Raw genomic sequence first — 21,515 nt, 5'->3', positions numbered from 1 at the left:
AGATTAATTAACGAAAGGAGCTTTTTTATGAATAAATTTAAGGTAAACATTTCAGGAATGACTTGTACGGGTTGTGAAAAACACGTAGAATCAGCACTTGAAAAGATAGGTGCTAAAAATATTGAGTCTAGTTATCGTCGTGGTGAAGCAGTATTTGAACTGCCCGATGATATTGAGGTTGAAAGTGCAATAAAGGCGATTGATGAAGCAAATTACCAAGCCGGAGAAATTGAAGAAGTATCATCACTAGAAAACGTGGCGTTAATTAATGAAGACAATTATGACCTTCTTATTATTGGTTCTGGTGCTGCTGCCTTTTCTTCGGCAATTAAAGCTATAGAATACGGTGCAAAAGTTGGAATGATTGAGCGTGGAACGGTTGGGGGAACCTGTGTGAATATTGGCTGTGTTCCGTCAAAAACTCTTCTTAGGGCAGGGGAAATCAATCATTTATCAAAAGACAATCCGTTTATAGGTTTACAAACATCCGCTGGAGAAGTGGATTTAGCTAGTTTAATCACGCAAAAGGATAAATTGGTGAGCGAACTTCGGAATCAAAAATATATGGATTTAATTGATGAATATAATTTTGATTTAATTAAAGGTGAAGCAAAATTCGTTGATGCTAGTACGGTTGAGGTCAATGGGGCAAAGTTATCTGCAAAACGCTTTTTAATTGCAACAGGTGCATCGCCTTCGTTGCCCCAAATTTCAGGACTTGAAAAAATGGACTATTTAACTAGTACAACACTTCTTGAGTTAAAGAAAATACCAAAACGATTAACTGTAATTGGTTCAGGATACATTGGAATGGAGCTTGGACAACTATTTCATCATTTAGGTTCAGAAATAACGCTTATGCAAAGAAGTGAGCGACTTTTAAAGGAGTATGATCCTGAGATTTCAGAGTCAGTTGAAAAAGCGTTAATTGAACAGGGTATAAACCTTGTCAAAGGGGCAACTTTTGAGCGTGTTGAACAAAGTGGAGAGATAAAAAGGGTTTACGTAACAGTAAATGGCAGTAGAGAAGTCATTGAATCAGATCAGTTACTTGTTGCCACTGGAAGAAAACCAAATACGGATTCTTTAAATTTAAGTGCAGCAGGTGTTGAAACTGGAAAAAATAATGAAATCCTGATCAATGATTTTGGTCAAACAAGTAATGAAAAGATTTATGCAGCAGGAGATGTGACTTTAGGACCACAATTTGTATATGTAGCAGCCTATGAAGGTGGAATTATTACTGATAATGCTATTGGTGGATTAAACAAAAAAATAGATTTATCGGTAGTTCCTGCTGTTACGTTTACGAATCCGACGGTTGCAACGGTTGGTTTAACAGAAGAACAAGCAAAAGAGAAAGGGTATGATGTGAAGACATCTGTATTACCTTTAGATGCTGTTCCAAGAGCAATTGTAAACCGTGAAACAACCGGTGTATTTAAACTAGTAGCAGATGCAGAAACACTAAAAGTATTAGGGGTTCATATTGTATCTGAGAATGCAGGAGATGTCATCTATGCAGCATCATTAGCTGTTAAATTTGGCTTAACGATAGAAGATTTAACAGAAACCCTAGCACCATATTTAACAATGGCTGAAGGGCTAAAATTAGCTGCACTTACGTTCGATAAAGATATTTCGAAATTATCTTGTTGTGCAGGCTAAGGGAACTTTTTTACAACTCCCTATTCAAGTGAACCAGCTAATGCTTTAAGGGATTTTCTAAGTGCATTTGTGGTCACAAAAATAATTTAACACTGATGATTTCGACATCAAATCTATAATTGATACCTTAACACCGCAGAGTAATAAAGGATGAATAATATGTCAGACTTATTATCCCTACCAGACATTAAAACAATAGAACCGCCACAAGAAAATGAAACCGATATGATGTTTAAAGTTGAAGCAGTCGGACCACCTGAACGTTGTCCTGAATGTGGTTTTGACAAGTTGTACAAACACAGTTCAAGAAATCAACTAATTATGGATTTGCCCATTCGTTAAAAGCGAGTGGGCTTACAATTGAACCGTAGACGATACAAGTGTCGTGAATGCGGATCTACCTTCTGGGAACGCCTAATATCTGTAGATGAAAAGCGTAGTATGACCAAAAGGCTTTTAAAGTCCATTCAAGAGCAATCCATGTCTAAGACCTTTGTAGAAGTCGCAGAAAGCGTTGGTGTTGACGAGAAAACCATTAGGAACGTTTTTAAGGACTATGTGGCACTCAAAGAACGTGAATACCAGTTTGAAACTCCTAAGTGGCTTGGGATAGACGAGATACATATTATCCGTAGACCTCGGCTTGTATTGACTAATATTGAACGCAGGACTATTTATGACATCAAGCCTAACCGTAACAAGGAAACAGTCATCCAACGTCTTTCAGAAATCAGTGACAGGACTTACATTGAGTACGTCACAATGGATATGTGGAAGCCCTACAAAGACGCAGTGAACACTATCCTTCCACACGCTAAAGTTGTCGTAGATAAGTTTCATGTAGTTAGAATGGCTAATCAAGCCTTAGATAACGTCAGAAAGTCTTTGAAAGCCCATATAAGCCAAAAAGAAAGACGTACCCTTATGCGTGAAAGGTTTATCCTTCTAAAGCGTAAACACGATCTAAATGAACGTGAATCATTCCTCTTAGATACTTGGTTAGGTAATCTTCCTGCTTTAAAAGAAGCCTATGAACTCAAAGAAGAGTTTTACTGGATATGGGATACTCCTGATCCAGATGAAGGTCATCTTCGTTATAGTCAATGGAGACACCGTTGCATGTCCAGCAACTCTAAAGACGCATAGAAAGACCTCGTGAGAGCCGTAGACAACTGGCATGTCGAAATATTCAACTACTTTGATAAAAGGCTCACTAATGCTTATACGGAGTCAATTAACAGCATTATTAGGCAGGTAGAGCGAATGGGTAGAGGTTACTCGTTTGATGCCTTACGAGCCAAAATCCTTTTCAATGAGAAGCTCCATAAAAAGCGTAAGCCACAATTTAATTCAAGTGCTTTCAATAAAGCTATGTTATACGATACTTTCAATTGGTATGAAGTGAATGATCACGACATTACAGACAACTTTGGTGTCAATTTTTCCACACTTATTAAGAATTTGGAGAAGGGTGATTTATAAGCCCTTTTCCACCATGAAATCCGAATACCCAAGATATTTAGCGTTTATGTATAAAGGCATCGTTTAAGTATAGAGTTACTATTATAATACAGGATAATGATTTGTTTTATTAAATTATATAAACCATATTGCACAGAATCGTATTTATATTGCATTGCACACTGCATTGCAGACTAGGTGGATAATTAATGGTGTCAACCCAATCATTTTACTTCGTATGGATATCAAGAGATGGTGATTGATAACGGATGGAATGTTATAAACAGTACTACCAGTTTTTCGGCAAGCGTCCGCCGAGACGTCCTGTTGAGTCGGCTGACTCAAAATAACAATTGGTCGAAGGATCGTAGACACTCGTCTATGGTCCTTTTTTTGCTTGATTTTATGTTTTACAATATCGAAGGGCCGACAATTCAATCTCATATCGACGCGCCATAAAAAAACGCTCTCCCTTTGATCAGGAAGAGCGTGACGTCGATGATTCTTTCATATCGTTGTGGGTGATCCCGATAGCTTATTCTCCGACCATCCCGTCGCCATCATTGTCATGCATGTAAGGATAGAGCCAATGATCGCTTGTGATCGGCATGCTGAACCCGGCATCTTTTGCTTCTTGGATCGTCACTTGGCCGTTCCCATTCATATCGATGCTCGCGACGTCACCGTCTTCAGACACGGACTCGGCTTCAGTCGCACTCTCGGTCAGCCCGAGCGACTCGTTCACCTCGTCCGGGTTCACGTTGTCGAACGAATCGGTAATAACATTTCCTTTGACAGTGTATGTGTACTCATAGTGTGAAGGGATTTGCGTCTCCGTATCCGGATAGGTGATGATGGCCTCGAAGTCGGTCGCGCCGCCTGCGCTCCGGATCACGCTCTCCATGTACGCCTGGTCCCCGTGGCGGTTGAGCGTGCTGTCTTGCGGAGTGATGTTGAAGGCGTTCGAGACGCCGCCGAGCGAATCGGCGATGACGTGCCCTTCGTCGAGGTCGCGATGCTCGACACCAGGCACTTTCGCCTCGTCTGAATAATAGCGACCCGAAGACGTGACGTCCTCGAGCTCATCATCTTGCAAGACGATCTCGTCGGCGAGCACTTTCACGAGTTGTCCGTGCTCGTTCGTGAACGCCCAGTACTCGCGTTCCCCGTATCCGATATCGACGACGACATTATGCTCGCGGTCGCCTGACAAATCTCCACCCTCGACTTCAATCAAGTCGTAGCCCGTGAAGTGATCGTTCGTTTCGGTCTGGTCAGGGGGCTCCGTCTCAACGGTAACCTGTTCCTGAGATTCCGTCTTCGACTCGGGATTCGGTTCTGTCTCGTTCGTGCAACCGGCCAACAACAGCATGGCCAGCGGGAAGGCAAGATAAGTAAGATTGTTTTTCATGTTAAAACTCCTATGTCTTTGATGCATACTTGTCCATTCTAGGAATCTTCGCCCACATTTTCAAGCAAACGGATTGGAGGCGGTTTTAATCGTGCTTCCGACAAACGAGACAGATTTTGTCACAGATGGGGGAGGCGTCGCCCTAGGTAAGAATGGTACAGTGGGGGAGAACGGGTCGAACAGGGGGCTCTCGAGCGATTTGAGTCGCACACCCGAGGCGTTTCAATCATTTCGTTTCAGGCTATACATACGTATACATCGCTTGAGAGGAGACATATCATGCAGACATATACGATTGAATATGCGTTTCAAGATAAGGAACAGACGACACGAACGTGTGAAGTCGAGCTCGACCGGACGCCAGATTTAAAGGATAATGAGCAACTCGCCGACCTATATCAAATCGTGTCGGATGCGATTCGCAAGCCGATCACGAGTTTTGAGATTCTTGCCGTCCATTAAGTGAACCATCGACCCCGGGCGTACGCCATGGGGTTTTGTTCAGTCCATCGAAGAGGAGAGAAGTTGAAATGAAGATCGTGGTTGTTGGGTTAGGGGATGTCGCGAAAAAAGCGTATTTACCGGTTTATGCCGGATTAGAAGGGGTGGACGTCTATCTCGTCTCGAGAGATGAGGCGAAAGCGGGGCAGCTCGTCGACAAATACCGATTCAGCGGCCATTACCGGTCGTTACAAGACGTGCCGCTCGATGAGGTGGATGGCGTGTTGATCCATTCGACGACGTCGGCCCACGCGGACCAGGTCGGCTACGTGCTCGAGCGGGGCGTCCATGTGTTCATCGATAAGCCGGTCACGTTCTCGCTCGACGAGACGGAGCGGCTCGTGCGGCTCGCGGCAGACAACGGGGTCGAACTCGTCACCGGCTTCAATCGTCGTTTCGCGACGGCGACGGCGGCCTTGAAGGAAGTCACGGACCAAAACCTCGTCCTCATTCAAAAGAATCGCACGTATCAACCGGCGACGCTCCGAGAGTTCATCATCGAGGATTTCGTCCACGTCGTCGACACGCTCCGTTACTTGACGAGGCTCGCACCGGTTGAGAATTTGTCGGTGCGGACGCGCTATGAAGGAGAGACGCTGAAACAGTTGCAGATTCAATTCACGGCGGGTGGGATCGAAGCGCTCGGGATCATGAACCGCGACAACGGTTGTACGGAAGAAGTGATGGAAGTGATGTCTCCGCGTCTGAAGCGGGTGTCCCGCGACGTCGAGCGCGTGTATGACTTCACGCGCGACGGCATGCTCGAGCGGGCTCTGAGTCCGTGGGAGTCGAACCTTATGCGTCGCGGCTTCACGACGATGATCGATGCGTTCATCAAGTTACTGAACGGCGAACCGAACGAGTCGGTGCTCGCTGCTGATAGTCTGACGACGCATGCGCTCTGTGAACGCATACTAGAAGAGGCTTCGCGCTGACCGTCTCGTTTCTGCGGTCCGTCGAGCGGGTAATAACTCCGTAAAAGGAGGGGATGCGCATGGACATTCGCGAGCTCGTCATGCAGGCGAATGATTTGTTATGGACGTACGTACTTATTTTTGTATTGATTGCCGGTGGGCTTTATTTCACGATTCGGATGGGGTTCGTCCAGTTCCGGATGCTGCCTGAGATGTTCAAGCTGTTATTCGTCAAAGGGATCAAGCACGAAAAAGGACAAGTATCGTCGTTCCAGGCGTTCGCCATCGGGACGGCAGCACGGGTCGGGACCGGGAATATCGCCGGCGTCTCGACCGCGATCGCACTCGGGGGACCGGGTGCCGTGTTTTGGATGTGGCTCATCGCGTTGATTGGTTCGGCGTCAGCGTTCGTCGAGAGCACGCTCGCCCAAGTGTACAAAGTGCATGACGGCAAGGCGTGGCGCGGCGGACCGGCCTACTATATCGAACGGGCGCTCGGCCAGCGATGGCTCGGCGTCGTTTTCGCCATTCTGATCACGTTCGCGTTTGGATTTGCATTCAACTCGGTCCAGGCCAACACGATCGCCTTGTCGGTCAACAACGTCTTCGAGATCGATACGCTTTGGATCGGAATTATTTTGGCTGTCGTGACGGGGATCGTCATCTTCGGTGGGATCCGGTCCATCTCGACGCTGTCAGGGATTATCGTCCCAATCATGGCTGGCGGTTATATCTTGCTCGCCCTGTGGGTCGTCTTGACGAATTTGGAGGTCGTCCCGGCCGTATTCTCGGCCATTTTCTCAGAAGGTGTGCTCGGGTTCCGACAACTGCTTGGCGGAGCGGTCGGTGCGGCCGTCTTGCAAGGGATTCGCCGAGGCTTGTTCTCGAACGAGGCGGGGATGGGGTCGGCCCCGAACGCGGCTGCGACCGCCGAGGTCAGTCACCCGGTCAAGCAAGGTCTCATTCAGTCACTCAGCGTGTTCGTCGATACGCTCTTTATCTGTACGGCGACGGCGATGATCGTCCTCATCTCCGGCGTGCCGGGTTCAGAAGATTTCCAAGGCATCGAACTTGCCCAAGAGGCGCTCCTCACCGAGATCGGGCCGGTCGCGACATCGCTCATGACGATCGCGATTTTATTGTTCGCCTTCAGCTCGATCTTGGCAAACTATTATTACGGGGAGACGAACATCGAGTTCATCTCGGAACGGAAAGTGTATCTCGTCATTTACCGGATCGCCGTCATCGGGATGGTGTTGTTCGGTTCGGTCCGTTCGGCCGGGCTTGTCTGGTCGATCGCCGACATCTTCATGGGTCTGATGGCACTCGTCAACATGTACGCCATCTTCCGGCTCAGTAAAGTCGCAAAACTGTTGCTTGATGATTACGTGGCCCAGAAACGAGCAGGGCGCGATCCGGTGTTCAATCGGGACGACGTCGAGCTACCAGGGAAAGAGCACGTCGAAGCATGGGAAGCGAAACGAGAGAATATTAGTTGAGCGTAAGGCAAGGATTGACGTACAGCGCCAGCCTTGCCTTTGCTTGTTGAATCTTTTTATTTCACGTACCGCATTTATATAATAAAAATAGAAAAGAGCGCACGACATGATACAACCCTTTCTTCACACATTCAAACGATTTTTTGCCGAACGATTCTTCGATCAAGCCGCGATGTTGGCTTACTATTTCATCCTGTCCACATTCCCATTTCTATTGTTCGTCCTCGGTATCGTCGGGTGGCTGCCGTTCTCGAGCGGAGACGTCATCTCGGCGTTGTCTTTGGTGATGCCCGAGGCGAGTTATCGATTGTTACAAGGGAACATCGAGGCCATTTTTGATGATTCGAGACTACGCTTGGCCTCGCTCAGCATCTTACCGGCACTTTGGATCTCTTCGATGGCCGTCCAATCGCTCGTTCGCTCCTTAAACGACGCCTATCGACTGATCCGAAACAAAGCGTTCTGGCGCGGGGTGTTGCAAGACATCGCCGTGACGCTCGCGCTCATGTTCGTTTTGCCGTTCTCGTTGCTCGTCCCGGTCATCGAGACGGCGCTACGAGAGTTGGCGACCCATATCATCTTTATCGATGACATCGTCGCCCGATATGCCCAGATTTGGTTCTACTTCCGTTGGATCATCGGGACACTCATCCTGTTCAGTGTCTTCCTGCTCGTCTATAAGTGGTTGCCGAGCCATCGCGGTACATTCCGAGACAGCTGGGCCGGGGCGGCTTTTGCGACAATCGGCATCTTGACAGTTTCGAACGTATTCAGCTACTATTCACAGTATGCAAACTATGAACAGTTTTACGGTCAGCTCGGTGCCTTTATCATCTTGTTGATCTGGTTTTACCTGGCGGCCTCGGTCATCCTTCTCGGGGGACTCCTGAACGCCACGCTCATCGAACAAAAAGAAATATCCGGTTGACGTGTAAATCGTTGTTATCAATCTTTGATTCAGGGAATGATATCGATAAGATCACATCTTTTAATCGGAGGTGGGAAACATGGATATGCAACGGCTCGTACACAATCGTCGTTTCATCGATCAAACATTGTTTTACCTCGCCTTACAATTATGGAAGTGGGTCATGTTACTGCCGATCTTGTTCTATTTGGACGTTGAGATGAGTAGCGCTCCGTTCACCCAGTATGTGATGGTCAGTCTGTTACTGTACGTTGCCTTCCGCGTCATGCAGTACGTGATTGCCGGTCGAGCCTCTTTGATGGAGCTCCTTGAGTTCGGTTATGCGGTCTTATCGCTTCTGCTCGTCCTCTCGTTAATGCTTGAAGTGGCCGCCTCACCGGGAGCCATCGCTTTGATCATTGGTGTGTTCTTGGTTCATCCGTCGCTCGCCTTGCATCATTACCGTGACTTCTCGGAGCGGAAATGGTTGAACAAACAGTTTCAACTGTTTAGCCCGATGTTACGAAAAGGTGAGATTCCAGTCCATGTGCTCGTATTGACAGAGGATGAAATCATCATCACGGCAGAGAGTGGTAAAGAATACACGTATCGACATATTTACTGGGGCGGGTTCTATATTGAAAATGTCTCATGAAGGTGGTCTAGTCATTGAATAGTATCATTGTGATGGTGTTTTGGATCGTGACGTTTATCGTATTCTTCAAAGGGGCGTTCGACATGTGGCGCGAATGGCGCACCACGAAACAACGCTCTGTGTTATATTTTTTTATCGTCTTGATGCTCACCTGGTTCTGGTTCAACCCATATCAGCTGACGGCGCTACATCCGTTCGTCTTGATGGCGTACTATTGGAACCGTAACCGATGGATGCGCAATGCAATGCTCGTCCTTGTGTTGGTACCATTTTTCATTCAATTATGGTTCATGGCGAGAGCGATGTAATCGAGTCTCAAGCCCGCAGATATGATATCTGCGGGCTTTTCTTTAATGCATTGTTCACGGTGTTCTATAAAACAAGCCGCGTTAGAGTAAAGATACGTGACCGTGCGCAACAAAAAAAACGCGAGCCGTTCGGCCCGCGTTTTTGATTGATGTTATTCTTTTTTCGCAACGGCGAGTTCAGCTTCCATTTCACTGAATTCACGGTTGATTCGTTTTTGTTCACGTTGGCTCGTGAACGTGCTGACGAGAACGATGGCAAGCATACTGAGGAAGAAGCCTGGCACCATCTCATAAATCACGCTCGAGAGTCCAGTCACGATCCAAAGGATGACCGTAATGGCACCGACAAGGATTCCGGCGAGGGCACCTTGACGCGTCATCTTGTTCCAATAGAGCGACAACAGAATCGCTGGACCAAAGGCTGAACCGAAGCCTGCCCATGCATAGCCGACGAGCGTCAAAATCGTGTTCGACGGGCTGAGCGACATGAGAGTCGCGACAACTCCGACCGTTAAGACACCGATTCGACCGGCGAGAACCATCGTCTTCTCACTTGCTTCTTTATTGAAGAACTTGCGATAGAAGTCTTCTGTCAACGCTGACGATGTCACGAGAAGCTGTGACGATACGGTCGACATGACCGCTGCTAGAATCGCAGCGAGCAAGAATCCAGTGATGAACGGGTGGAACAATACTTCTGAGAAGCGGATGAATACCGTTTCCGGGTCAGCCAGGGCATTCCCTTGACCACGGAAGTAGGCGATTCCGACGAGACCTGTCATAACGGCACCGATGATCGAGACTGTCATCCAGCCCATACCGATACGGCGTGCCGTCTTCAATGATTTCACATCACGGATCGCCATAAAGCGGACGATGATGTGCGGTTGACCGAAGTAACCAAGTCCCCAAGCGAGGAGACCGATAATCCCGAGCGTCGACGTCCCTTTAAAGAGGTCGAACAAATCCGTGTTGAGCGTCGTGGCCGTGTTGACGGCGTTAGAAACACCACCGACGTCTGTCAAAGCGACGATTGGGACGAGGACGAGCGCAAGAAACATGATGACACCTTGTGCAAAGTCCGTCCAACTAACGGCTGTAAAACCACCGAAGAGCGTATAAAGAATGACGACGCTAATCGTCACGATGACGCCCATCTGATAGTCAAGCCCGAACGAGCTTGCGAACAACTTCCCACCAGACACAAGTCCGGCTGACGTGTAGAACGTGAAGAAGATGATGATAACGGATGCAGACAGGATCCGTAGCCAGTTCGAGTGATCTCGGAACCGATTCTCTAAAAAGTCAGGAATCGTGATCGAGTCATTTGCCATCTCCGTGAAGACGCGTAGACGGGGAGCGACTAACAAGTAGTTCAAGTAAGCTCCGATGACCAATCCAACGGCTAACCAAATCGCTGATAATCCCGTAGCGTACATTGCGCCCGGAAGTCCCATTAACATCCAACCACTCATATCCGAAGCTCCGGCTGACATGGCGGTAACACCTGGCCCCATTTTACGGCCACCTAACATATAATCTGATGAATCGGTCGTTCGCTTATAGGCGACGTATCCGATGAGGAGCATCATCACGAGATAAAGCGCGATGGATACCCATTCTTGCCATAACATTTGATTACCTCCTGTACGTGTTCAATTGTTGTCGTTTTATCAATCGTAGTCCAACCATGTGTGAATCTCACACAAATGCGTCAAACTTGAATGACTCGGCGAACTTGTGACTAACCATAACGGACCTACTCAATCATTGCAAACTGGCATCTTTTCATAAAAATGGCTCTAAAGCGCATTGTATCAATGGATAAGGCCGATATTTTTCACGGTTAAAGCTTAAATATTCTGACAATTAGTCATATAGGTGTTATCCCTGTGTCATCTGATTGTCATATAACTCGTCTATTTTCTGATGTTTTAACACAACCACCCGCTCTTCCCTGTACAGGGAAGAGCGGGTGGTTGATGTCCATTTATTCATAAGTAATGCCGAAAGCAATCTGTTCAACCGTACGCATCGTCGGGAACGTCTGTCCTGACTTGGCCTGCATGGTTACCAAAGCGTATTGTTTGCCGTCGCGTTCCATCAAGAACACCATCGTGTAGCCTGATTCGTCCGTATATCCGGTTTTCGTTGCGGTGACAAGCTTTGAATAGTGGATGCTCCGCTCGTTGATGGCTGATCCGAGATGATACCACCAACGTCGTTTCAAATCTCCGTCCTGATCGACAAACTTCGCCTCGTATTCGTACGTCCCGGCGATGTCGACTAGCTCTGGATACGTGCCGAACGCGTAAGTGATTTTAGCCATGTCGAGTGCAGTCGTAAAGTGTTCCGGGTCGGAGTAGCCGTGCGCATTCCGAAATTGGGTCCCGGTCAACCCGAGTACTTTCGAACGGGCGTTCATCAAGTCGACGAACTCGGATGTCGAACCGCTTACGTATTCTGCGAGGCTATTGGCGGCGTCATTCCCCGACTCGAGTAACGTCGCATAGAGCGCCTGGCGGACAGTGAGTCGGTCACCGACTGCGAGATGGACGATGTGACTGTCCCACGGGATATCGAGTGTCGACTGTTTCACGGTGACCACGTCTTTGTCGAGCTCGTCTTTTTCGACTGCCGTCTCATACGCGAGGAGGGCGGTCATCAGTTTTGTCGTACTAGCGGGAAAGACGCGTTCCGATGCGTTCTTATCCACTAAAATCTGACCGTCCGTCAAATTGACGAACGCCATCGACCCGACGAGCAGATCCGGTGTATCGGCTGCTGCAATCGGTTGATGTGTCCATTCCTTGATTGGAATCTCCGGGAAAGTTGGTCCGGATTTGACGGGGACGGCTACCGGAGCGGATGGTTCTGCTTTTGGTTCTGAGTCTTGCTTGAAGCCGATTAGGGCAGGGATGATGGCGAGTAGTCCGATCAGGGCGAGGCCGACGGTCAATCGCCTCATGATGTACGTCTTTCTACGGTGTCTTCGGTTTCGTTTCACTATGTAATCGCTCCTTCATTGTTTACTTTTCTACCATAATGGATGGAGCCTATTGAAATCGTCATCAAAATAAAGAATCAGGTCAATAATTGACGCGTATGAAATGAAGTGTAATGGGTATACACAATAACAGACACTCAACCCACTAAAGGAGGCACCTTCATGCATCGTTATCCATTCACCAATTCCCTGTGGCGTCAACACGACGAGACCGTCCCGTATCCAAAGTTAGAAAGCTCGGTCTCATGTGACGTCGTCGTCATTGGAGCGGGCATCGCCGGGCTCGTGACAGCCTACGAACTACAGCGACGCGGTAAACAAGTCGTCCTGCTCGAGGCGGCCGAGGTCGGACGGGGGACGACCGGTCATACGACGGCGAAATGTTCCGTGCAGCACGGGACCGTTTACTCCAAATTGATTCGAACGTTCAATCATGAGACGGCCCGACTTTATTATGAGTTCAATCAAGAGGCCCTTCGCTATTTGCAGGACCAGGTCGCGGACGGTTTCGACATCGATTACGAGACGAAAGATTCTTACTTATATTCTATCGACGGATCGAGCCAACTCGTCGCCGAACGGGAGGCGTATGAGCAGCTCGACCTCGCAGGCGGGGACGCGAAGGAGGAAGTGAATGCCGCGCTACCGCTCCAAGTGAAACAGGCCCTTGTCATCCGGGACCAAGGCCAATTCCACCCGGTCAAGTACTTGAACGAGCTAGCCAATCGTTTCGTTGAGGCGGGCGGTCGACTCCATGAGAAGACGCGGGCGACTGAGATCAGCTCCGGACCCCGACCGATCGTCACGACATCGACGGGGCGGCGGGTCCAGGCGAACCAAGTCGTCGTCGCCACCCATTACCCGTTCAATGATATCCGGGGACTTTATTTCTCGAAGTTCGAGGTCGAACGCTCTTATATCGTCGCTTGCGAGACCGAGCAAAGCGTGCCTGAGGGGATGTATTTGAGCGTCGATTCACCGAGTCGGTCGTTCCGTACGTTTCAGGAAGGGGAGAAGACGTACATGCTCGTCGGAGGGGAGGGTCACTTGAGTGGTCACGTGACGGAGACACGCTCGCGTTATGACCGGCTCGAGCGGTTCGCCCATGACGTGTTCGAAACGAAGAAGGCCAGCTTCCGTTGGTCCTCACAAGACTTGATCACACTCGACCATCTCCCCTATGTCGGACAGATGTTTAGCCGGGAGCCGGATGTGTTCGTCGCGACGGGATTCGCCAAGTGGGGGATGACGAACGGGATCGCCTCGGGGCTCCTCTTGGCTGATCTGTTGACCGGTCAGGACAATCGCTTCCGAGAACTATTAAATCCACTCCGTTCCAAGTTCAAGTCGGCGGATGTCGGTCAGTTCTTGAAAACGAACCTCGACACGGCGACCCAGTTCGTCAAAGGTTCACTCGAGAAACCCGGTTCGCTCGACGACCTGCAACTGGACGAAGGAGGCATCGTCCAAGTCGACGGAAAGAAGGTCGGTGCCTATCGAGACCTCGACAACGAATGCCATCTCGTCTCGACACGGTGCACGCATATGGGCTGCGCGGTCAATTGGAACGACGCCGAACGCTCGTGGGATTGCCCTTGCCACGGGTCACGATTCGATACGAAAGGGAACGTATTGGAGGGGCCGGCGACGAAGCCGCTCTCATATGAACGGAAAACCGATGTGTCGAAAGAATAGGCAACTTCCTTCGTTTATATTAAAGTAAAGAAGTAACGATATAACTGTCATAGGGGTGGAATCAGAATGGAACTAACAAAGCAGTGGCGTGACCATTTCAAACAATTGCGTGCCTTCGATGAGGCAATTTCTTTACTATACTGGGACATGCGCACTCAGATGCCGGAACAATCGGCACCGCTTCGGGCCGAGACGATCGGCTATCTGTCGACCGAGGCGTTCAAGCGCCAGACGAGCGAGTCGTTCAAAGACTTGCTCGCGCAAATGACCGAGACCGAGGAATTGACGCCGATTGAAGTCCGGTCGGTCGCCGTCGCCAAGACACAGTATGAGCGGAACGCTAAAATTCCTTCATCGGAATATCAGGCGTACGTGACGCTCGTCTCTGAAGCCGAGACGGCATGGGAGAAAGCGAAGGACCAGGATGACTGGCACATGTTCGCCCCATATCTCGAGAAGATCATCGGGTTCCAACGCAAGTTCGCGGAGTATTTCGGCTACGAGTCTCACCCGTATGATGCTTTGCTGTACGACTATGAACCTGGCATGACGGTCGAACAACTCGATGCATTGTTCCAGACGCTCCGGGACGAACTCGTCCCGCTCATCCGCGAATTGCCGGAACCTGTACAAGGACTCGACTGGGCGATGGACAAGTCGGTCCAACAGCGGTTGTGCGAGGATTGGATGCGTGTCGTCGACTACGATTTGACACGGGGCCGACTCGACGCGACGGTCCATCCGTTCGAGATTACGATCAACCGGCGCGACGTGCGCATTACGACAAAATATGACGAGGCCGACTTCCGCAACGCCTTGTTCGGGACGATGCACGAAGCGGGCCATGCCACGTATGAGCAACAAATCGACTCGGAACTCGACGAGCTCGGGCTCGGAGGCGGGGCCTCGATGGGAATCCATGAATCACAGTCGCTCTTTTTCGAGAATTTTGTCGGGCGAAGCGAAGCGTTCCTGAAGAGCGTCTATCCGCGTCTTCAAACAGAACACCCTGCGCTTCAGGACGTTTCTTTCGAGACGTTTTATGCCGGGGTGAACGAGGCGAAACCCTCTCTCATTCGAATCGAAGCGGACGAGTTGACGTATAGTCTGCACATCATCATCCGCTATGAGCTCGAAAAGAAACTGATCCAAGGCGATCTTTCGGTCGAGGAATTACCAGAGGCATGGAACGCGCTGTATAAGGAATATCTCGGTGTCGATGTCCCGAGTGATGCGAAAGGCGTCCTGCAAGACGTGCACTGGGCCGGCGGTTCATTCGGTTACTTCCCAAGCTATGCACTCGGCTTGGTCTATGCCGCCCAATTGACAGAGGCGCTTCGTGATGCCCATCCAGAGTTTGAATCGCTCGTCAGCAGTGGCGAGTTCGGCCCGATCAAACAGTGGCTCGAAGACAATGTCCATCGTCATGGGAAGGCGCTCACCCCGAACGAATTGATCAAACAAGTGACCGGGGAAGACATCTCGGTACGTCCGCTCGTCCGCTACTTGACGAGCAAATATAAAACGAACTGAGGCGAATACAGATGAGATTCTTCGCGCATCGAGGAGTGATGGCCCGCCATCCCGAAAATACGATGACAGCGTTCCGGGCTGCACTCGAGGCCGGGGCAGATGGGGTTGAAGCGGACGTTCATATGACGAAAGATGGACGTCTCGTCCTCATCCATGACGAGACGATCAATCGGACGACAGATGGTCAAGGGCGGATCGCCGATATGACGCTATCAGAACTGCGAGCGGTCAACGCGGGCGTCACGTTCGCGGTCCACGAGCAGATTCCGACGTTAGATGAACTGTTCGATTTGTGTCAAGGGACGTCGGTGGTACTGAACCTCGAGGTCAAGACCGATATCGAACGGTATCCCGGGATTGAGCAGCGCCTGGTCGACACGATCCGTAACCGACGTGTCCCTGTTGAACAAGTCGTGTTCTCTTCATTCAATCATGCGACGCTCAAACGTTTGAAACGGTTGGCGCCAGATATCGAGTGTGCGGTGCTCTTGGCCCAACCTCTCTATGACCTTGTGGCGTACTGTGCGAAGGTCGGGGCGACCGCCGTGCATCCGAACGTCCGGACGATGACCGATGAGGAAATCCTACAGCTGCAAGCAAAAGGGCTCGCCGTGCGTCCCTATACCGTCAAGACGGTGCATGACCTCGAACGGTTTCGCCGGCTCGGGGTCGATGCGGTGTTCGTAAACGACATCGACTGGGCCAAAGCACATTCAACCCCGTAACGTTACGCGTTGCGGGGTTTTTACATTAAGGTGAAGGGGAAGTGCGGGTAATGTAAAGAGAGCGGTTTCTTCTCGATGTGCCCAGCGGCATATTCAGAGCACACCGTCACCTTTACGCCATTGCTCCGTTGTCTTAAATTTAAGATGTCACCAGCTACATAGCAATCAGATGTAGCACACTTTGTAGCACGTATCAAACTTGTCGTATGCAGTCAATCGGTCAACCCAAGCAGAAAAAGGAGGAAATTTCACATGAAGAAATTGATGTCTTTACTTGGTACACTCGCCTTGGCGTTTGCACTCATCGTACCGGTCAGTGCGGATGGACACGAGAACGCGATGGTACGTGTACTCCATGCTTCACCTGATGCACCGGCGGTAGATGTCTACGTCAACGGTGAAGTCGCAGTCGAAGGCGCAGAGTTCAAAGCGCTCACCGACTATTTGACACTCCCGGCTGGAGATTACAATGTTGAGATCAAGCCGGCAGGTGATGCCGAGACGGTCGTCGTTGCGGCAGACCTCTCGATCGAAGCAGGCAAGTTCTACACAGCGGCAGCAATCGGCCAACTTGAAAACATCGAGATCGCAGCAATGGAAGACGATGCGAACTTTGAAGACGGTAAATCGAAAGTCCGTGTCGCTCACTTCTCACCTGACGCACCGGCAGTCGATGTAGCCCCTAAAGGTGGCGACCCGCTCTTCTCGAACCTTGAGTTCAAAGCAGTCAGCGACTATGGCACACTCGACGCTGGCACGTATGACCTCGAAGTTCGTCCGGCCGGCGCGACTGACGTCGTGAAGGCACTTGACGGTGTTGCCCTCGAAGGCGGCAAAAACTATACGGCGTTCGCCATCGGACTCCTTGAAGGCGAACCAGCGTTTGAAGTCCTCCTTGCAGCAGACGGCGGTGAAATGGCCGGAGCTCCAGAAACAGGACAAGGCGGTCTCGCTCAGACAGCATCAATGAACTGGTTGCTCGCAGCAGCGGTCCTTGGTGCAGCAGCAGCTGGCTTCTACGTCTTTCGTCGTCAGAAGCAAGACGCTTAAGCTTCTCTTGATTGGAACGCTATCGTTCCTTATGATCGCACCGGGCGCGGACGCACCGGACGCGGACTCGAAACTGACGACCGTCGGTTTCGCCGAACCGCTCGTCTTGTCAGCGACCGAGATCGATCGTCAATCTTTTCACACAGAGACGTTCGTCCCAAAACGACTGAAGATTCCGTCAATTGATGTCGATGCTGTCATCCAACCGGTCGGGAAAGACCGACTCGACCGGATGGATACGCCGACAGACGCTGATGAGGTCGGATGGTATCGTTACGGGGCCAAAGCGGGTGCGACGGGTAACGTCGTACTATCCGGTCATCTCGATGACCTTCGCGGACCGGCCATCTTCGCAAGCCTTGGCGAACTGCGCCTCGGAGAATCGGTGACGCTCCAGCGTAGCAAAAAGGTGATCGAATATGAAGTCGTCTCCGTCGAACGGTACCGACTCGAAGACGTTCCGCTCGCCTCGATCTTTGCGGCGACCCAAGCGACACGGCTTCAGCTCATCACATGTGCGGGCCCGTATGACCCGGAACACGGATATCGTGACCGGATCGTCGTCACGGCAATCGCCAAAGCATAAACGAAGAACCCTCGAACAAGGCAACTGCCTTGACCGAGGGTTCTTCGTTTGTAGGACGACACAAGAAAAACGACTGTGGCCGAAATGAATCGGGCCCAGTCGTTTTTATGCGTCCATTCGATCAAGCAATTTGGACAGAAGAATCAATTCGTCATCTGAAAAGTCTTCGAACACGTCCATCAAGTACTCGATTTTCATATCTTCTAACGTCTCGAACAAGGCACGACCTTCCTCGGTCGCCTGTAACTCGACGACGCGACGGTCGCGTTCGCTACGTTCGCGTGAGATCAACCCTTTTTTCGTGAGCTCATCTGCGAGGGCCGTAATCATCGAAGCCGAGAACTGAAACTCGTTCGATAAGGCCGAGGCGATTTGAGGACTATTTTGACAAAGCGAACGAAGGATGAAGAATTCGTTGCGCGTCAAGTATTGAGAGAACATCGACCGGAGGTTTTTCTTCACTCCGCGATAGTTCATGCGAATCCCTCGCTCAGCATCAGCGACGAGCTGACGGCGGGATGCTGTTTGTACAGGCGTTGTCATCCTCAAGCGCACCTCCTAGGTAAATATCATTATTTGCATATATTTCAGAACATAAAAACATTCTACAACAAAAACATGAAGTCTGTAAAGTTATGATGGCTCTTCACGGATGCGAAGTTCTTGGATGACTTCATCGTAATGTTTCAAGTCCGGATAGAAGCGGCGGAAGAAGAACTCGATCTGCTGGTCATCCCCTTCGGCGAGCAGCTTGGCGAGGACTGCGTAGACGACGCCCATCCCTTGCCGCGGCAATAATGACGACGGTAAGAGCGTCGCGCATTGGATGGCCCGGTTGAAATAACGATCGAGCGTGTCACTCAAGTCCTGGAACGTGCGAATCTCGGCGTAATGGAACATGCGCGTCAGTTCGATGATCGTCGACAGGTCGGTGTCGAGCAACCAGTCGCTCTGGAAGATGGCGTTATCGAGCTTCTCGACAGTGACGTCATTGGCGATATAATAATTCAAGTTGTCCCGGGTGATGGTCACTTTGTCCGGTGACTCGACGATCCGTTCGACCGTCTCCTGCTCGAACGTCCGCAGTTGCTTGCGGATGTTGACGAACTCGGAATCAGCGATTTCGAGCAGTCCCGCGACACGGCTGAAGCTGCGTTTGATCTCCGGCGGGACGGCGTTCGGGTTTTTATAGCCTAGGTCGTGCTCAATCTCGGCCCAAGCGTGTTGCAAGATGGACCGGACTTGAATCTCGGCCTCTTTCTCCTCGAAGCGGCGATACTCTCCGAGGGCGAGCCGCTTGTCACTCAAACCGACGACGTAATGGACCGAGAGGTAGCCGAACTCGTTCGGGTCGAGCAGGGTGGATTTATCAATCGACTGTTCACGGTCGATTCGGAACTCGTCCTCAAGGATTTGGGCCACGGCCCGGACGTCGTCATGGAAATAGGTCACGATCCGAATCCCCGCCAAGTCTTGGACGTCGCGCAATGACCGGTATTGGTACGGTTTGCGGGACAGTTTGGCATATAGACTCTCCGCTTCCTTGGCCCGGGCGACGATCGAGTGGAACTGAATCCCGGCGTCATTCAATAGTTCACTGAGAAGCGACTTCAGTTTGGCGGCGAACGCCTCGTAATCCTCTTTCTCATTCATATAGTCGAGCATGATCGTATTCATATCCTGTCTCGGCATCTACATCACTCCTTGTCTCATTATAAGTAGTATAGCATCATTGAAATCGCTGTCGCACCTGTCTGCCGTCCCTATGATACAATACGGCTTGGAACGGGAAGGAGTGTCGCATGTGAGAGTGAGCCATACATTGAAATCGGTGGAGCGCGAGAAGCTCGAGATCGTCGCCGGCCTGTTGCAACAGGCCGGTTATCGGGCGGGGAAGATCGATTGGCAGACCGGGGTCAATATCGTCCGTCTCAGCCGTGAAGGGGTCTCGTCTGAACCGGAGGAACGGGCACGAATCCAAGGCATCGTCGATCATTTTGGAATCGATGACTGGACCGCCACGTTTTCTTGAGTCCCTCTTTTTCAAATCGCTGACGGAAAATGGGTTTTACGACTCATTTTTCGGGAATAGTATATTATTCGATTTTAGAACAGCGGACGTTTAGGAGGATGAATATGTTAGAAACAAGAATCGTACGGGATATGACCTCGGTCGACCATGAAGTGAATGGAATGGTGTCAGGCGGATGTGTCAACGAGAACATTTACTTATTTGCCAAAGATGAAGAATTGACGGTGCGTCTTGCCGCAGAAGCAGGTGTACAACCATACCGCATCACTGAAAAAGGATTGTGGGAATCGCTCATGTCGAAGTTCACGAAAAACTCGGATGACCGCATCGATCAGCTTGAGAGCCTCGGTCTGACGAAAGAGATGGTCGAGTCCCTCGAAGGTGAAATCCAAGCCGGGAAGATCGTCCTCGTTTGCGACAAATCATAAAAACAGCCGGAACTGATACGGATCAGTCCCGGCTGTTGTCATTTCGTCTCGTAATAGGCGTTCACGATCCGGCGCAGCGAGCGCTCGTTCAAATCGAGCGGTTTGAACCCGGCGTCCTGCAACAGGCGTTTCGTGTTCGCATCCTGGAATGAGATGTTGCGGTTCAAGTACGGGTTGAACACTTTTACCATCTCGTTGAACGTCTGCTCGACGTTGCTCAACGAGGACGTCGCCGTCTCGGTGATTTTCAAATGTGGGAACTCGAGCGCCTGCTTCATATATTCGAGCATCGTCTCGTTGCGCGGCGGGGCATCGTTCGTCACGTTATAGATGGTATCCGGCTTGGCGTGTTCGATGGCCGCGAGCAGCACGTCGGCGACATAGTCGACCGGGACGAGGTTTGACGTGCCCGTCTCAGAGCCGAGGAGTCGGATCGGACCGACAGGCGCGCCTTTACGTTCGAGTCGACGCTTGAACACTTCCAGGGCCCGCATATAGCCGTACATCGTGAACTTCGAATCGGCTTCGCCGGTCTTCGAGTCACCGACGATGATGGCGGGCCGGAAAATGGAGACGGCCAGGTCATGCCGGGCTTCCCAGACGGCTTGTTCGGCATGGGCCTTGCTCTCCTCGTACGGGTTATGGAACGTCTGATCGGTCGCATACAGCGTCTCATCTCCGATCTCGCGTGCCCCGAGCGTATAGGCCGTACTGACGTGGAAGAAGCGGGGGCAGTGCAAAGCTTTCGCGAGGTTAAGCGCTTGCTGCGTCCCCGTCAAGTTCGTCTCGAACAGCTCATCGCGGAGCTCCTCGTCAAATTTGACGAGCGCGGCCATGTGGAGCACCAAGTCGAAGCTCCACTCATGTTTTTTGATAAACTCATCGTCCGCTCCAAGGAACGGGGCGGTCAAATCCCCGGCCAGCACTGTCATCGAGCGGCGTTCGTCCTGCGAGAACATCGCCTCCACTTTTTCAGGCGTGCGGGCGAGGACACATAACGTGTGGCCTCGATGAATCAACTCGCGGGCGAGCCGTCCTCCTAAAAATCCGGTCGCACCGGTCATAAAAATGTTCACAGCGTTCTTCCTCTCTTTTCAGTCTCTCCCCATCATAACAAGCGACGGCGGAATGAGCC

20 protein-coding genes and 1 pseudogene are annotated in these 21,515 nt (G+C 50.6%); 15 read left to right on the top strand and 6 right to left on the bottom strand.

The features are described 5' to 3' along the window. Positions 1-27 precede the first annotated feature (27 nt). Both merA and KNP64_RS03955 read left to right on the top strand, forming a co-directional pair. Positions 28-1,668 carry a mercury(II) reductase gene (gene merA, locus KNP64_RS03960; protein WP_002440486.1) on the top strand — a complete coding sequence of 547 codons (1,641 nt, stop codon included), beginning with the start codon at positions 28-30 and terminating at the stop codon, positions 1,666-1,668. 159 nt (positions 1,669-1,827) lie between these two features. Next, positions 1,828-3,150 (top strand): annotated as a pseudogene (locus tag KNP64_RS03955) (ISL3 family transposase). 514 nt (positions 3,151-3,664) lie between these two features. Here KNP64_RS03955 and KNP64_RS03950 read toward each other — a convergent pair. Further along, positions 3,665-4,540, bottom strand: a complete 876-nt coding sequence (locus KNP64_RS03950; protein ID WP_214711347.1) for a DNA/RNA non-specific endonuclease — start codon at positions 4,538-4,540, stop codon at positions 3,665-3,667. Between the two features lie 279 nt (positions 4,541-4,819). On the opposite strand from KNP64_RS03950, the gene KNP64_RS03945 reads away from it, so the two are divergent. From KNP64_RS03945 to KNP64_RS03920, 6 genes are all read left to right on the top strand, one after another. After that, positions 4,820-5,002, top strand: a complete 183-nt coding sequence (locus KNP64_RS03945) for a hypothetical protein (protein ID WP_034777673.1) — start codon at positions 4,820-4,822, stop codon at positions 5,000-5,002. Between the two features lie 68 nt (positions 5,003-5,070). Next, positions 5,071-5,976 carry a Gfo/Idh/MocA family protein gene (locus tag KNP64_RS03940; protein WP_138859389.1) on the top strand — a complete coding sequence of 302 codons (906 nt, stop codon included), beginning with the start codon at positions 5,071-5,073 and terminating at the stop codon, positions 5,974-5,976. 59 nt (positions 5,977-6,035) lie between these two features. Then, a complete protein-coding gene (locus tag KNP64_RS03935) occupies positions 6,036-7,454 on the top strand; it encodes an alanine/glycine:cation symporter family protein (protein ID WP_205729363.1) in 1,419 nt (472 codons plus the stop codon). A gap of 106 nt (positions 7,455-7,560) precedes the next feature. Further along, on the top strand, positions 7,561-8,382 hold the full coding sequence (locus tag KNP64_RS03930; RefSeq protein ID WP_034777670.1) for a YihY/virulence factor BrkB family protein: 822 nt from the start codon (positions 7,561-7,563) through the stop codon (positions 8,380-8,382). Positions 8,383-8,461: 79 nt separating this feature from the next. Next, positions 8,462-9,016, top strand: coding sequence for a hypothetical protein (locus tag KNP64_RS03925; RefSeq protein WP_214792020.1), 555 nt, complete (start codon positions 8,462-8,464; stop codon positions 9,014-9,016). 14 nt (positions 9,017-9,030) lie between these two features. Then, positions 9,031-9,324 (top strand): hypothetical protein, encoded by a 294-nt coding sequence (locus KNP64_RS03920; RefSeq protein WP_233004283.1) that lies wholly within the window; start codon positions 9,031-9,033, stop codon positions 9,322-9,324. 152 nt (positions 9,325-9,476) lie between these two features. Here KNP64_RS03920 and putP read toward each other — a convergent pair whose 3' ends face one another. Further along, positions 9,477-10,958 carry a sodium/proline symporter PutP gene (gene putP, locus KNP64_RS03915; protein ID WP_138859392.1) on the bottom strand — a complete coding sequence of 494 codons (1,482 nt, stop codon included), beginning with the start codon at positions 10,956-10,958 and terminating at the stop codon, positions 9,477-9,479. Positions 10,959-11,314: 356 nt separating this feature from the next. Next, entirely contained in the window at positions 11,315-12,292 is a 978-nt protein-coding gene (locus tag KNP64_RS03910) for a D-alanyl-D-alanine carboxypeptidase family protein (protein ID WP_214792022.1), read from the bottom strand. 201 nt (positions 12,293-12,493) lie between these two features. Here KNP64_RS03910 and KNP64_RS03905 point away from each other — a divergent pair, with 201 nt between their 5' ends. The 5 genes from KNP64_RS03905 (at position 12,494) to KNP64_RS03885 (ending at position 17,920) form a co-directional block, all read left to right on the top strand. Then, on the top strand, positions 12,494-14,026 hold the full coding sequence (locus tag KNP64_RS03905; protein WP_214792024.1) for an FAD-dependent oxidoreductase: 1,533 nt from the start codon (positions 12,494-12,496) through the stop codon (positions 14,024-14,026). 66 nt (positions 14,027-14,092) lie between these two features. Next, a complete protein-coding gene (locus tag KNP64_RS03900) occupies positions 14,093-15,559 on the top strand; it encodes a carboxypeptidase M32 (protein WP_138859395.1) in 1,467 nt (488 codons plus the stop codon). Between the two features lie 11 nt (positions 15,560-15,570). Next, positions 15,571-16,284 (top strand): glycerophosphodiester phosphodiesterase, encoded by a 714-nt coding sequence (locus KNP64_RS03895; protein ID WP_214792026.1) that lies wholly within the window; start codon positions 15,571-15,573, stop codon positions 16,282-16,284. A 252-nt stretch (positions 16,285-16,536) separates the two neighbouring features. Then, a complete protein-coding gene (locus tag KNP64_RS03890; RefSeq protein WP_034777661.1) occupies positions 16,537-17,334 on the top strand; it encodes a DUF4397 domain-containing protein in 798 nt (265 codons plus the stop codon). Further along, complete coding sequence (locus tag KNP64_RS03885; RefSeq protein WP_233004279.1) at positions 17,282-17,920, top strand: class F sortase; 639 nt, start codon at positions 17,282-17,284, stop codon at positions 17,918-17,920. The genes KNP64_RS03890 and KNP64_RS03885 overlap by 53 nt, the downstream gene beginning before the upstream one ends. 105 nt (positions 17,921-18,025) lie before the next feature. Here KNP64_RS03885 and KNP64_RS03880 read toward each other — a convergent pair whose 3' ends face one another. After that, complete coding sequence (locus tag KNP64_RS03880; RefSeq protein WP_034777659.1) at positions 18,026-18,463, bottom strand: MarR family winged helix-turn-helix transcriptional regulator; 438 nt, start codon at positions 18,461-18,463, stop codon at positions 18,026-18,028. A gap of 90 nt (positions 18,464-18,553) precedes the next feature. After that, positions 18,554-19,612, bottom strand: a complete 1,059-nt coding sequence (locus tag KNP64_RS03875; protein ID WP_214792028.1) for a GTP pyrophosphokinase — start codon at positions 19,610-19,612, stop codon at positions 18,554-18,556. Between the two features lie 112 nt (positions 19,613-19,724). Between KNP64_RS03875 and KNP64_RS03870 the strand changes: the two genes are divergently transcribed. Next, entirely contained in the window at positions 19,725-19,952 is a 228-nt protein-coding gene (locus tag KNP64_RS03870) for a hypothetical protein (protein ID WP_214792030.1), read from the top strand. Positions 19,953-20,056: 104 nt separating this feature from the next. Then, positions 20,057-20,380 (top strand): YflT domain-containing protein, encoded by a 324-nt coding sequence (locus KNP64_RS03865; protein WP_232819557.1) that lies wholly within the window; start codon positions 20,057-20,059, stop codon positions 20,378-20,380. Positions 20,381-20,418: 38 nt separating this feature from the next. Here the strand turns inward: KNP64_RS03865 and KNP64_RS03860 are convergent, their stop codons facing one another. After that, on the bottom strand, positions 20,419-21,456 hold the full coding sequence (locus tag KNP64_RS03860; RefSeq protein WP_214792033.1) for an SDR family oxidoreductase: 1,038 nt from the start codon (positions 21,454-21,456) through the stop codon (positions 20,419-20,421). Positions 21,457-21,515: the final 59 nt, after the last annotated feature.

It is taken from the genome of Exiguobacterium sp. s64 (assembly GCF_018618035.1).
Classification (GTDB): Bacteria; Bacillota; Bacilli; order Exiguobacteriales; family Exiguobacteriaceae; genus Exiguobacterium; species Exiguobacterium mexicanum_A.
This window is presented reverse-complemented; position numbering and strand designations above follow the sequence as displayed.